The organism is Haematospirillum sp. 15-248, from assembly GCF_012102665.1.
Classification (GTDB): domain Bacteria; phylum Pseudomonadota; class Alphaproteobacteria; order Rhodospirillales; family Rhodospirillaceae; genus Haematospirillum.
Genome location: NZ_JAAVTF010000001.1, coordinates 413,236 through 426,322, shown reverse-complemented (window position 1 = coordinate 426,322; position 13,087 = coordinate 413,236). Strand labels below are relative to the sequence as shown.

Below are 13,087 nucleotides of genomic sequence, written 5' to 3'. Positions count from 1 at the left end.
GAGATAAGCCTGTGTCCATTCTTCGTCTTGGTGTGAATATCGATCACGTTGCCACGTTGCGTAATGCGCGCGGTGGTATGCATCCGGATCCTGTCGCTGCGGCACATGCTGTAGCACGTGTGGGTGCTGATGGTATTACAGCCCATTTGCGGGAGGACCGGCGTCATATTCGTGACGACGATATTTTTCGTCTGAAGGAGCAAATTGCCCTTCCTCTCAATCTTGAAATCGCAGCCGTGCCCGAAATGGTTGACATAGCGCTGCGCTGTCAGCCTGCCGCATGCTGCCTTGTGCCAGAGCGGCGTGAGGAAAGAACAACAGAGGGTGGGCTTGATGTTGTGGCCCTGTTTGACACCTTGCTCCCCTGTGTTGCAGAACTTTCAGCGGCGGGTATCCGGGTATCCTTGTTTGTTGCACCTGATGTTGAACAGATACAAGCTGCCCGGAGTGTTGGCGCACGTGTTGTTGAGCTGCATACGGGCCGCTATTGTGAGGCGAATGGTGAAGAACGAGAGCATGAATTGCAGCTTATAAAAAAGGCGGCGCTTTGCGCAGATGCCTTGGGGCTTGAGTGTCATGCCGGTCATGGTCTGAGTTACGGGACCGTTGGTCCGATCGCCGCTATTCCTACGGTGTCCGAGCTGAATATCGGTCATTTCCTGATTGGGGAAGCCATCTTTACCGGACTTGAAGCAGCTGTAAAGCGTATGCGGGATTGTATGGAGACAGCGCGCAGGGCCTCGTCATGATTATCGGTATTGGTCATGACATGGTAGATATTCGCAGGATAGAAAGAGCTGTTTTGCGTTATGGCTCCCGTTTCCTTGACCGTATTTTCACCCCAGCCGAGCAGGCGCTTGCGGCGCAGCGCAGTGCGGATCCTGCTGTTTATTCCGGTACCTTGGCAAAGCGTTTTGCTGCAAAAGAGGCTCTTGCAAAGGCTTTGGGGACAGGGGTTGGGCGATATGGGGTTTTATTTCGTTCCTTGGAGGTCATTATTTCGGAGCAAGGTGTGCCCGGTATGGTGCTCCATGACGGGGCTGCCTGTTACCTTCAGAATATTACGCCGGAAGGCAGGATAGTTCGCGTTTATCTCAGCATGGCAGACGAGTATCCCTATGCATCGGCTTTTGTGTTGCTTGAAACCGCAATGGCAGAGCCAAGTTTTCCCCGTTAATATCTTGGCTTGACAGGATAACCCTTGGCCGGTTTCACTCCTCGGCCAGAGACAGCCTGTCTGCTCTGCGCCTTTGTCCTTTCATCCAAAAGGAAGTTATAGTCTGATGCCGCACAGAAAAGCTGGGGGGACGGGAGAGACTGTCAGAACAGTTGCCGCCGCTGTCTTTGTTGCTCTCCTTGTAAGAACGGTTGCCTTCGAGCCCTTCAATATCCCTTCAGGATCCATGATTCCCAATCTTCTGGTTGGGGATTACCTTTTTGTTTCAAAATATTCTTATGGATACAGTCAGTTTTCGATGCCGCTGGCGCCCCCTTTATTTTCCGGTCGTGTGTTGTTCTCAGAGCCAAAGCGTGGCGATATTGCTGTATTCAAGTACCCCCGTGATGTCTCCGTTGATTACATCAAGCGTGTCATCGGGTTACCAGGTGACCGCATTCAGATGCGTGGGGGGCGTCTTTATATAAACGGTACGATGATGATGCGTGAGAGGGTGGAAGACTACGTTTATATTGATACAGACGGTCATGTTATGCGATCAGCACGGTACATCGAGAGCTTGCCTAACGGAACGCATTATCCGATACTGGAGGCCAGTGATGCGGCTAGGTATGATGATACCCCGGAATATGTTGTGCCCGAAGGGCATTACTTCATGATGGGCGATAACCGTGACCGTTCGGCGGATAGTCGTGCAGATGTCGGTTTCGTTCCTTCCGAGAATTTGGTTGGACGAGCCGAAATGCTCTTCTTTTCAACAAATGGGACCGCCCGTTTCTGGGAATTCTGGAAGTGGCCTGTAGCGACCCGCTGGGGGCGTCTCTTCCGTGATCTCAGGGCATCATCTTCTGGTGACAACGTGTCGTAATAGTTACAGGAATCTGCTTTGTGTAGTCTGTTTATCGGTCTGGCTGTGGCGCTGGACTATGCGTTTCGCGATGAGGGTTTACTTGAACTTGCGATGACCCATCGCAGCCGGGGTCTTTCCAGGGGCCATAATGCCGGAACCAATGAACGCCTGGAGTTTCTTGGAGACCGCGTTCTTGGGCTGGTCGTTGCGGACATGCTGTATCATCGTTTTCCTGCTGAGAACGAGGGGGCTCTGGCGCGCCGCCATGCTGCCCTTGTCCGCCGGGAAGCCTTGGCCGATGTGGCGTCAGCGCTCAATCTTGGGGACTTTCTGATCCTTGCCAAGGGTGATGAGGATTTGGGAGGAAGAACTAATCCCGCTCTTCTTGCAGATGCCTGTGAGGCCGTTATCGGGGCGATCTATCTGGATGGCGGGCTGGATGCGGCTTCTGGTTTTATCCGGCGTTTCTGGATACCGCTGATGGACAAGGTGACAGAGCCGCCCAAGGACCCCAAGACAGGCCTTCAGGAATGGGCGCAGAAGAGGGGCCTTCCTCTTCCGGTTTATGAAACCGTTGCCGCTGATGGACCGGATCATAATCCCTTATTTACAATCCGGGTCATGGTGCAAGGTGTGCCGCCTGCAGTGGCATCCGGCCCATCCAAGCGGATTGCCGCGCAAATGGCGGCCCGTATTCTTCTGGAGAAATTAGGTTAATGACAGTTTCTGAGCCGACCCGCTGTGCTTTTGTGGCTGTTCTCGGGGCGCCCAATGCAGGCAAGTCAACGTTGGTCAATGCGTTTGTTGGTACCAAAGTCAGCATTGTATCCCCGAAGGTCCAGACAACGCGCACGCGGGTTCGCGGGGTTGCCATGTCGGGAAATGCCCAGATTGTATTCATTGATACACCGGGTATTTTTCGTACAGCCAAGCGTCGGTTGGAGCGTGCCATGGTTGCGGCTGCATGGGGTGGTGCGGCTGATGCGGATCGCCTGATGCTGACCATTGATGCCGCGCGGGGCATTGATGATGATACCCGTGTGATCATCGACACGTTGAAGTCTGCATCAAGCACAGGCGTTATTCTGGTTCTCAACAAAATCGATCTTGTTGAGCGTTCAAAGCTTCTGGCGTTAACCGAAAGCCTGTTCAACGAGGGGATTTTTGAGCGCGTTTTCATGATTTCGGCAAAATCAGGTGATGGCATCGCCGATCTTCTGGCCTGTTTGGTGGAATCTGCCCCTGAGGGACCATGGATGTTCCCCGAAGATGAGGTGTCGGATGTGCCGCAACGCCTTTTGGCTGCCGAATTGACGCGGGAGAAGGTCTTCCTGAATCTGCACGAGGAGTTGCCCTACAGCATTACAGTGGAGACAGAACGCTGGGATGAGCGTCCGGATGGCTCTGTGCGTATTGATCAGACAATTTATGTGATGCGTGACAGCCAGCGCATGATTGTTCTTGGTAAGGGGGGGAGCAAGATCCGTTCAATCGGTGCCAGTGCCCGCAAGGAACTGGAGTCCCTTCTGGAACGTCGGATACATCTTTTCCTGCATGTGACTGTACGCGAACAGTGGGCTGAAGATCCGTCGCGTTACAATGCCTGGGGGCTGGACTATAACGTCTAAGGCGCATAGCAGAGGATGTTGACATGGCTGTGGCGTGGCAGGATATCGGGGTCGTTCTGTCTATCCATCCTGTTGGTGAGGGGCGCGTTCGCCTTTCTGTCCTGACGGCTATGCATGGGCGGTGGAATGGTCTTGTCATGTCATCCCGTCTGGTCCGGAAAGGGGGGGTGGGGGTTCTCCAGCCAAGCAATATTGTGCAGCTGTCCTGGAAGGCGCGTCTGGGGGAGCAGCTGGGAATATTCGAGGTCGAGCTTCTTGAAAGCATAGCCCCGCATTTTTTTGATCAGCCAATCGCCTTGGAAGCTTTGGCATCGGCCTGTGCTGTTCTGGATACGGTCGTGCCTGAAAGACATCCGTATCCCGATATCTGGGCAGCGCTGTTGGCTCTTCTTGCAGCCCTGCGGGAATGCAGGCGCATAGATGTTTACGTGCGGTGGGAAGTCAAGGTTCTGGCTGGCTTGGGGTATGGACTAGATTTGTCCTGTTGTGCTGCGACGGGTTCTACCAGCAATCTGATTTATGTTTCTCCCAAAACAGGCCGTGCTGTCAGTGCGTCGGCCGGGGAGCCTTATCGTGATCGCCTTCTGGCCTTGCCGTCGTTTCTGGTCGATCCGGACGAAGATGCCGATCCATCAGACCTGCTTCAGGGATTAAACCTGACAGGATATTTCTTGGAGAAGCATCTCCTTGTTCCTTCCCGCGCGTGTCTACCGTCTGTTCGCCAGCGCCTTGCACAGCGCTTCTTGTCCCGGCCTTGACCTGCAGGGGGGATGGCAAGGTATAGTGCGGCCTTTGCTGTCCTGCCATCTGTAGCGGCTTTTCCTTCGGGGTTTTTTGCATGAGCGCGTCAAAATCTGCCGAGATCATACGTCACCAGCCATTGGCCGAAGCACTGTCGGAGCGCTATCTCGCTTATGCTCTTTCGACCATTGTGTCCCGTTCACTTCCCGATGTGCGGGATGGATTGAAGCCGGTCCATCGCCGCTTGTTGTACGCCATGCGGCTTCTCAAACTGGATCCCGCCGGTGGTTTCAAGAAGTGTGCCCGCGTGGTCGGGGATGTCATCGGTAAATACCATCCTCACGGTGATGGTGCCGTTTATGATGCCTTGGTGCGTCTGGCCCAGGAGTTTGCTGCCCGGTACCCATTGGTGGAGGGACAAGGCAACTTTGGTAACATCGACGGCGATGGCGCTGCGGCCATGCGTTATACCGAATCCCGTCTGACAGAGGTGGCAACGGCCTTGATGGATGGGCTGGACGAAGATGCTGTCGATTTCCGCGAGACCTATGATGGGGAGGAGTCAGAGCCGGTAGTCATGCCGGCAGCCTTCCCCAATGTCTTGGCCAATGGGTCTTCTGGCATTGCCGTCGGTATGGCAACCAATATTCCCCCTCATAATATCGGGGAGTTGTGTGATGCTCTTTTGGCGCTGATCAAGAAGCCGGATCTGTCCGTGGATGGATTGCTGACCTGCATCAAGGGACCTGATTTCCCCACTGGTGGTGTTCTGGTAGACAGTCCGGACTCTGTGCGCGAAGCTTATGCAACCGGGCGCGGAACGTTCCGTTTGCGCGCCCGCTGGGAGATAGAGAAACTCTCGCACGGCTTGTTCCAGATTATCGTCACCGAGATTCCCTATCAGGTCCAGAAATCAAGGGTGATCGAGAAGATAGCGGAGCTTCTGAACGCAAAAAAGCTGCCCCTTCTGGCTGATATCCGCGATGAGTCTGCCGAGGACGTGCGCGTTGTTCTGGAGCCTCGTAACCGGACGGTTGACCCGGAACTGTTGATGGAGCACCTGTTCCGACAGACAGATCTGGAAATACGTTTCAGCCTTAACATGAATGTTCTGTCTGCGGATGGAACGCCCCGCGTGATGCCCTTGAAGGATGTTCTTGAGGCTTTTCTGGAACACCGGATCGAAGTGCTGGAGCGGAGGTCGCGCTACCGCCTGGGGAAGATTGACCACAGGCTGGAGATCTTGGCAGGCTATCTGATTGCCTATCTTAACCTGGATGAAGTCATCCGTATCATTCGTGAGGAAGATGAGGCAAAAGCAGCTTTGATGAAGGCTTTTGGTCTGTCGGATATGCAGGCTGAAGCCATTCTGAATATGCGGCTGCGGTCCTTGCGGCGGCTTGAGGAAGTTGAAATCCGCAGCGAGTATGACCGTCTGTCTTCAGAAAAAGCCGGCCTGGAAGCATTGCTGGCTGATCCTTCCCTACGGTGGGCTGAAATTTCACGGCAGCTGACAGAGACGAAAAAAAAATTTGGTCAGAAGACCCGCCTTGGAACCAGAAAGACAGAGATTGCAGGGCCACCGTCTGCTGTGGTTGTTCCGATTGAGGCGGTGATTGAGAGGGAGCCTGTTACACTTCTGTTGTCGGAGAAAGGTTGGATCCGTGCCCTGAAGGGCCATGCGGAAGATGTAACGGAGACCCGGTTCAAGGAGGGTGATCAGCTCTGGATTGCCCTGCATGCCTACACAACAGACAAAATTCTGATCTTTGCCACCACGGGGCGGTTTTATACCCTGGCAGCCGATCGGATACCACGGGGACGTGGTTTCGGCGAACCGCTGCGGTTGATGGTTGATCTGCCCAATGATGCAGAAGTGGCCGCTCTTATGGTTCACGAGGCGGGGAGAGAGCTTCTTCTGGCTTCTTCCGGTGGGCGTGGTTTCCGTGTTGCGGAAGGTGATGTTGTTGCCCAGACTCGTGCCGGTAAGCAGATTCTTGTCCCGGGAGAAGGCGAAATAGCCGCATTCTGCATGCCGGCGGATGGCGATACGGTTGCAATCATCGGGCAGAACAGGAAGCTATTGGTCTTCTCGATAGAGGAGGTTCCCCTGATGGCAAAGGGGCGGGGTGTTATTCTCCAGAAATACAAGGATGGTGGAACCTCGGACGTCAAGGTTTTCAGTGCCGAGGATGGTTTGACATTCCGTTCCGGGGAGCGTATTCGCACCGAGATGAACTTGGTGCCGTGGCGGGGGGCGCGTGCCGGGCAGGGCAAGCTGCCTCCGACAGGCTTCCCCCGCAGCAATCGTTTTTAGGGCGAGAAAGGCTGGAGAACGGGCGGACGCGGTGCCCCCGTTTTCTCATCCAGAAGATGCCATCCATTCCCCGTAAAAACTTCGAGCGGGGTGAACCGTTTCTTGTAGCTCATTTTCGGGCTTTCTGCGATCCAGTAACCCAGATAGACATAGGGCAGTTCAAGGGTCCGGGCCGTCTCGATCATCCACAGGATGATGAAGGTACCAAGTCCCCTCCGGCTCCTGGAGGTGTCGAAGAAGCTGTAAACCCCGGAAACGCCGTCGTCCATCTTGTCCATAAGGCAGACCGCTGTCAGCTTTCCTTGGTGATCACGGAACTCAACCAAGTGCGTTTCGATCGGACTGTCTTCAACCATGGCTCTGTAGTCGTAGAAGCTCATCAAGGCCATATCACTGCCGCTGTGACGGCACGCTTGGTAGGCGCTGAAAAGCCGGTATTGTTCGGCTGTTGCTCTTGGTGGCACCATCCGCCCATAAAGATCTGCATTGCTGTTCCAGGTGCGACGAAAGCTGCGGTTTTTTGCAAAGTTACGGACCACAACCCGCACCGGTGTGCAGGCCGCGCAACTGGGGCATGCGGGGGCATAGGCGATGGAGTGGCTCCGGCGAAAGCCGGATCGTGACAGCGTATCGTGCAAAGCCCCGGCATCCGGTCCGGCAAGCTCGGTCACAATCTTCCGCTCCATCCGTCCTTCCATATAGGGGCACGGCATGGGGGCGGTTGTGAAAAAGAAGTGCGGTCGCCGTACCGGAGAGTTTTCCATCGTTCATTACCGATGTTGTCCTGCCGCCACTATGATGGTGAAGCGTGTTCCCTGTAAACACAGCCTTCCGGACCAGGAGTCCCCCCAGAAAAGGGGCATCCCCTTGTTTCATCGGGTATCGAGGATACTGGGCAGGGGGCCGCTGCCCGGTGAACCCGGATTGCCGCTGTCGGCTGGGATAGCAGAATCATCACGGAGGAGAACAATGCTGATCCGCCGGTTGCGCGGGCTATCCGGATTGGATGGTTCCAAGGGATCATTGGGGCCAACGCCTGCGATCCGGGCAAACCGGTCATCTGGCACGCCACCCTGTAACAGGACACGCCGGGCCGCCAAGGCCCTGTCGGCTGAGAGCTCCCAGCTTCCATAGCCGGACGGGTCTGTGAAGCCCCCCGAGTCGGCATGGCCGGAGACTGCAATCTTCTGTGGCATCAGTTTGACAACGCGGCTGACCAGAAGGAGCAGTTTCTGGGTATGCTCATACAGGGCACTGGACCCGGCCGGGAACATAGGAAGCCTGTCCTGGTCAATTAGTTGGATGCGCAACCCCTCGGGAGTGTTGTCAATGATCAGGCTGTCTTGCAGAGCCTTCATTTGTGGCAACGCATTCAGGGCTTGCCTGATTTCGCGTGAGATGGTGTCAAGCTGTAGTTGCTCGCGTTGTCTGCGGGCATCTTCTTCCTTGCTTTGTTGTTGTTTCTGCTCTGCAGAGCTGTCCTGATCTTTTTCAGAACGCCCTTCCTGTGGATCGGTAAAATCCTGTCCGCCAGAGCCGACTGTAGAAGGGGGAAGGTTGATATTAGTCGCAGGTGGAGCTGAATTGGACTGGGATGCCCCTTCGCCAACAACCAAGCCACCGAGCATACCACCTGCTCCGCTTGGGCTTTGCGAAACAGCCGTGGGTGCAAAGTAGTTTGAAATCCCTTGCAGCTGTTCTTCCGTTACAGAATTAAGGAGCCACAGAAGAAGAAAGAAGGCCATCATCGCGGTCACAAAGTCGGCGTAGGCCACTTTCCAGGCACCACCATGGGCCGCGTGACCACCCTTCTTGATCCGCTTGATGATTATTGCATTTTTGCCTTCTTCCTCGGCCATTTATCCCGCGCTGCCTTTCATTCCGGACCGGATTTCCCTGGTTTTACATCAGTCGTGCGAAAGGTTGGTGACCGTTTCTTCCAGTTCCTGGAACGTTGGACGTACATGAGGGGGGACAATTTTCCGGGCAAATTCGATGGAAACCTGTGGAGCATAGCCCTGCATGTGTGCGAGGAGGCCCGCCTTGATGCAGTTCAGATATTCCGTCTCTGATGTGTACGCGGCATCAATTGCCCGCGAGAACGGAGCGAAAAAGCCATAGGACAGCAGAACTCCAGAGAACGTTCCGACCAGGGCAGCGCCAATCAGGTGCCCAAGAACTTCTGGCGGTTCTGTAATCGATCCCATGGTATGGATGACGCCAAGCACGGCGGCGACGATGCCCAATGCAGGCATACCATCGGCCATGTCGCCCACGGCCTTTACGACCAAGTGATGCTCGTGGTGGTGGGCCTCTATTTCCTCTGTGATGATGGTCTCTACCTCGTGGGCATTGTTCGTGCCCAGTGTCAGGAGACGTAGATAATCACATAGAAACACCAGTGTATGATGATCAGCGGAAAAGTTGGGAAATTTCTGGAACAACGGGCTTTCTTCCGGTCGTTCCACGTGGCTTTCGAGTGCCAGATCGCCTTTGGTCTTGGCAAGGCGAAATACCGAGTAGAGCATACTCAGCACTTCAAGATAGCTGTCCTTATGGTGGCGTGGCCCCTTCATCATAGGACCCATGGCGTGCCCGATTCCCTTCAGCACGCTTGTCGGGCTTCCGATTACCATGCTGCCACCGGCTGCCCCGAAAATAATCAGGAACTCCAGCGGTTGCCAAAGAACGTCCAAGTGGCCACCACCCATGGCATAACCACCGATGACGCAGGCAATAACGATAACCGTGCCTATGATTACGAGCATGTGCCCTCTGTCCCATGCGGATTCCGTGCGGCCGCTTCCTGACCAAAGGAACCAGACCCTCTGGTTTTAGCCAACCGGGACAGAAACTGCAACACAGGTCGGGAATTTGCTGCCCCTGTTGGCAATTCTGTCATGATTGTGCCATGTCCGGTCATGTCATGCGGGAAAATCCTTGTTTGTAGGTTATACAATTTCGTAGTACTGGGGCACACTGGTGTGTACCGCCTGAAACAGGCCAGACAGGTGAGGGTTTATGCTGCCTGACGATCATAGCTTTCGTAAGACTCTTGGATGCTTCCCGACCGGTGTGACAGTCATGACCACTCTGGGGAAGGATGGTGTTGCCATTGGCGTCACGATCAGCGCCTTTAGTTCGCTGTCGTTGTCGCCCCCTCTTGTATTATTCTGCTTGGACAAAAAGACATCTTGCCTTGACGCGTTTCTGGACGGTCACTTTGGCGTGAATATTCTCTCACAGGACCAAAAAGCTGTTTCGGTTGCTTTTGCCCGCCGCAGCGGTGACAAGTGGCAAGGTATTTCGCAGCGTCGCGGTGTAACGGGCATTCCTCTTATAGAGGGATGTGTGGCGTGCTTGGAGTGTAAGGTTGTTCAGGTTGTTGATGGCGGAGACCACAAGATTGTTATTGGTCAGGTCGAACATCTTGAAAGCGATGACGCAAAGCTGCCGCTTCTCTATTTCCGTGGTGATTACAGCCGGATAGGGGATGCCGTCTAGTATACACGCTTTTCCAGCCCGTAGCCGGTGGGGTCAATGTCTGGTGTTCGTCCGGATACAAGATCTGCCATCAGGCGTCCTGATCCAGCAGACATGGTCCAGCCCAGCGTGCCGTGGCCCGTGTTGAGAAAGAGGCCACGGTAAGGTGTCTGGCATATGTACGGCACGGAGTCCGGCGTTTTCGGGCGTAGGCCGCACCAGATCTCGCTGGCTGCATAGTTTCCTGCATCTGGAAACAAGGACATCGCGTGTTTGCGAATGACATCGGCCCGTTTCTGGTCCAGCTTGGTATCCCATCCGGTCATTTGGGCCGTGCCTGCCGCGCGTAACCGATTCCCCAAGCGTGAGAAAACCATTTTGTTTTCATCATCGGTCACCGAAACAGAGGGCGCACCCGGTGCATGATCGGCCAATGGCACTGTGATGGAATAACCCTTGGCCGGGTACACAGGCAGGTGAATTCCCAAGGGAGCCAGCAGCTTTGGGCTATAGCTGCCGAGGGCAATGACAAAGGCATCGGCCTTGTAGGTTCCCATGTTTGTTGAAACACCAGAAATGGCTGGGCCGTCATACAAGAGGTGATTAATCTGAACTCCGGTATGAAAGGTTGCACCGTTTTGCTGCGCAATAGCGGCCAAGGATTCTGTGAAGGTGCGGGCATCGCCACTTTCATCATCCGGGCTGTAGATCCCGCCGACCAGTTCATGGGCTTTGGCGGTCAGGGCAGGCTCAATGTCTGTCAGGTTATGTCTGTTGACAACATGCTGTGGCAAACCTGCCGATGTCATGACTTCCGCAGATCGACACTGGAAATCATATTCACGTTGATTACGAAAAATATGCAATATCCCCTTGGAAAGGCAAGAGTATTCAAGCGAAAGATTTTCGCGCATCTGCCTGAGAGTCTCTCGACTGTAAAGGGCAAGATGCACGGTTTTGCGTGTATTGTTTTCAACGGCTTGTCTGGGGCAGTTGGCGAGAAAACGCAGGATCCATCGCCACAGGGCGGGATCATAGCGCAGCAAGGGCATGACCAACGGAGCATCCTTGTTCCCCAGCCATCCGACCGCCTTGCGCAGGGTATGGAAGGAAGCCCACGGGGTTGCATGGCTGACCGAAACCTGTCCGCCGTTGGCAAAGCTGGTTTCCCGCGCAACGGCGGGCTGTCGGTCCAGTACATGCACTTCGTGCCCATCCTGTGAAAGCCACCAGGCTGTACAGGTTCCAACCACGCCGGCACCCAGAACGAGGACCTTCACGGAAAACTCTCCTGTAGCCGTGACCCTTCTCCCGGCTTTATAGAAAGGTAGTGGGCGGAAGAAAAGGGGGGATCGGACATGGATGAAGCAGAGAAGCGCTCTGTGGTGTCGTTTTCCGCTTCTTCCAGCCAATTGGAAGCAGCCCTGCTGAATCCCATGGAGATGAGAGAAGCCGATCGTCTGGCCGTGGAAGCCGGGGTTTCATCTTTGTATCTGATGGAAGCTGCTGGTTTTTCGGTTGCCCGCGAGGTTGTTCGCCTGTGTGGCCGGAAAAAGCGAGTTGTGGTGCTGTGTGGTCCTGGCAACAATGGCGGCGATGGCTTTGTAGCGGCCCGCATGCTGACGCGGCGTGGCTGGCCTGTCCGTGTGGCCTTGTCCTGCAAGTCCGATGCCTTGAAGGGTGATGCCGCAATCAATGCACAGCGCTGGAAAGGGCCTGTGGAGCAATTGTCCTCGCATAGTGTGGACGGGGCTGCCATGGTTGTGGATGCCTTGTTCGGGGCAGGTCTGGATCGTCCTCTGGATGGGGATGCTGCGGCTGTTGTCGCTAAAATCAACAAGGATTCGATTCCCTGTCTGGCGGTGGATATTCCGTCTGGTATCAATGGGCACGATGGCTCTCTTGATGGCCCTGCGCCTGTTTGCGTGGCAACCGTTGCATTCTTCCGCCCCAAGCCTGGGCATGTGCTGTACCCGGGCAGGGATTACATTGGTCGCTTGACGGTCGCTGATATTGGTATACCAGCCTTGGTACTGGAGCGTGTTTCGCCCCGAACCTTTGTCAATGATCCTCGTCTGTGGTCTTTGCCTGTCCTGAACTGGAGAGACCACAAATACTCCCGTGGTCACGTAATTGTCTTTTCGGGTGTGCACATGAGTGGGGCCGCCCGTTTGGCCGCTATGGCTGCCCGTCGGGCAGGGGCGGGCCTTGTCACAGTTGTGGCCCCACGGGATACTGCTTTCCTGTGTGCCCTTGATCCAGGACTTATCGTTGTTCCTCAAGATGATAACGATGGGTTTCTGACCTTACCGCAGAATATCTGTGCCAATGCCGTTGTTATTGGACCCGGACTGGGTCGTGTTCCGTTATTGCCAGAGATGATCAGAGACATTGTATCTCGGCGACTGGCCATTGTTCTCGATGCGGATGCCATCAATACTTTCGCGGGACGAGTCGATGAGCTACGCGCAATTGTGCGTACGGCTGCTGCGCCCATTGTCATGACGCCTCATGAAGGCGAATTCGGGCGTTTATTTCCAGAAATGGGGACTTTACCCCGTCTGGTGAAAGCGCGTCAGGCTGCCAGGGATTTGGGAGTCTTCATGGTGCTGAAGGGAGCCGACACCATTATTGCAGCCCCTGACGGTATGGCTGCGGTCACAACGCATGCGGTTCCATGGTTGGCGACGGCTGGAAGTGGTGATGTTCTTGCCGGTATTATCGCAGCCAACCTTGCCGGTGGTATGGACGGATTTTCCGCTGCATGTGCCGGGGTATGGCTGCATGCCGAGGCAGGGCGTCATCTTGGAAAGGGAATGGTAGCAGAGGATATTTCTTTGGCCTTGCCGCATATTCTTGCACAATTGACGTGACCCAATGTACCCGGGGTC

Annotated in this window: 13 protein-coding genes; 9 read left to right on the top strand and 4 right to left on the bottom strand. The window is 55.0% G+C overall.

Features of this window, described 5'->3' with window-relative positions; translation table 11 throughout:
- The first annotated feature begins 11 nt into the window (after window positions 1-11).
- The 7 genes from HEQ72_RS01945 (at window position 12) to parC (ending at window position 6,713) form a co-directional block, all read left to right on the top strand.
- Entirely contained in the window at window positions 12-749 is a 738-nt protein-coding gene (locus tag HEQ72_RS01945) for a pyridoxine 5'-phosphate synthase (RefSeq protein WP_168018801.1), read from the top strand.
- Entirely contained in the window at window positions 746-1,177 is a 432-nt protein-coding gene (gene acpS, locus HEQ72_RS01940) for a holo-ACP synthase (protein WP_168018803.1), read from the top strand. The genes HEQ72_RS01945 and acpS overlap by 4 nt, the downstream gene beginning before the upstream one ends.
- A 106-nt stretch (window positions 1,178-1,283) precedes the next feature.
- A complete protein-coding gene (lepB, locus tag HEQ72_RS01935; protein ID WP_168018805.1) occupies window positions 1,284-2,045 on the top strand; it encodes a signal peptidase I in 762 nt (253 codons plus the stop codon).
- 18 nt (window positions 2,046-2,063) lie between these two features.
- A complete protein-coding gene (gene rnc, locus HEQ72_RS01930) occupies window positions 2,064-2,744 on the top strand; it encodes a ribonuclease III (RefSeq protein WP_245184050.1) in 681 nt (226 codons plus the stop codon).
- Window positions 2,744-3,655, top strand: coding sequence for a GTPase Era (era, locus tag HEQ72_RS01925; RefSeq protein ID WP_168018807.1), 912 nt, complete (start codon window positions 2,744-2,746; stop codon window positions 3,653-3,655). The genes rnc and era overlap by 1 nt, the downstream gene beginning before the upstream one ends.
- Before the next feature lie 23 nt (window positions 3,656-3,678).
- Window positions 3,679-4,413 carry a DNA repair protein RecO gene (gene recO / locus HEQ72_RS01920; protein WP_168022407.1) on the top strand — a complete coding sequence of 245 codons (735 nt, stop codon included), beginning with the start codon at window positions 3,679-3,681 and terminating at the stop codon, window positions 4,411-4,413.
- An 80-nt stretch (window positions 4,414-4,493) separates the two neighbouring features.
- Window positions 4,494-6,713, top strand: coding sequence for a DNA topoisomerase IV subunit A (gene parC / locus HEQ72_RS01915; RefSeq protein ID WP_168022406.1), 2,220 nt, complete (start codon window positions 4,494-4,496; stop codon window positions 6,711-6,713).
- Here parC and HEQ72_RS01910 read toward each other — a convergent pair.
- From HEQ72_RS01910 to motA, 3 genes are all read right to left on the bottom strand, one after another.
- Window positions 6,710-7,477, bottom strand: a complete 768-nt coding sequence (locus HEQ72_RS01910) for an arginyltransferase (RefSeq protein WP_168018813.1) — start codon at window positions 7,475-7,477, stop codon at window positions 6,710-6,712. The two genes, parC and HEQ72_RS01910, sit on opposite strands and share 4 nt — an antisense overlap.
- A 108-nt stretch (window positions 7,478-7,585) precedes the next feature.
- Window positions 7,586-8,572 carry a flagellar motor protein MotB gene (locus HEQ72_RS01905; protein WP_168018815.1) on the bottom strand — a complete coding sequence of 329 codons (987 nt, stop codon included), beginning with the start codon at window positions 8,570-8,572 and terminating at the stop codon, window positions 7,586-7,588.
- A gap of 48 nt (window positions 8,573-8,620) precedes the next feature.
- Window positions 8,621-9,481, bottom strand: a complete 861-nt coding sequence (gene motA, locus HEQ72_RS01900; protein WP_066135441.1) for a flagellar motor stator protein MotA — start codon at window positions 9,479-9,481, stop codon at window positions 8,621-8,623.
- Between the two features lie 253 nt (window positions 9,482-9,734).
- On the opposite strand from motA, the gene HEQ72_RS01895 reads away from it, so the two are divergent.
- The gene (locus HEQ72_RS01895; RefSeq protein ID WP_168022405.1) at window positions 9,735-10,217 is read left to right on the top strand and encodes a flavin reductase family protein; all 483 of its coding nucleotides are present in this window, start codon (window positions 9,735-9,737) and stop codon (window positions 10,215-10,217) included.
- On the opposite strand, the gene HEQ72_RS01890 is transcribed toward HEQ72_RS01895, so the two are convergent.
- Entirely contained in the window at window positions 10,214-11,608 is a 1,395-nt protein-coding gene (locus HEQ72_RS01890) for a D-amino acid dehydrogenase (RefSeq protein WP_209315577.1), read from the bottom strand. The genes HEQ72_RS01895 and HEQ72_RS01890 overlap by 4 nt on opposite strands.
- On the opposite strand from HEQ72_RS01890, the gene HEQ72_RS01885 reads away from it, so the two are divergent.
- Window positions 11,555-13,069 (top strand): NAD(P)H-hydrate dehydratase, encoded by a 1,515-nt coding sequence (locus HEQ72_RS01885; protein ID WP_168022404.1) that lies wholly within the window; start codon window positions 11,555-11,557, stop codon window positions 13,067-13,069. The genes HEQ72_RS01890 and HEQ72_RS01885 overlap by 54 nt on opposite strands.
- Window positions 13,070-13,087 lie beyond the last annotated feature (18 nt).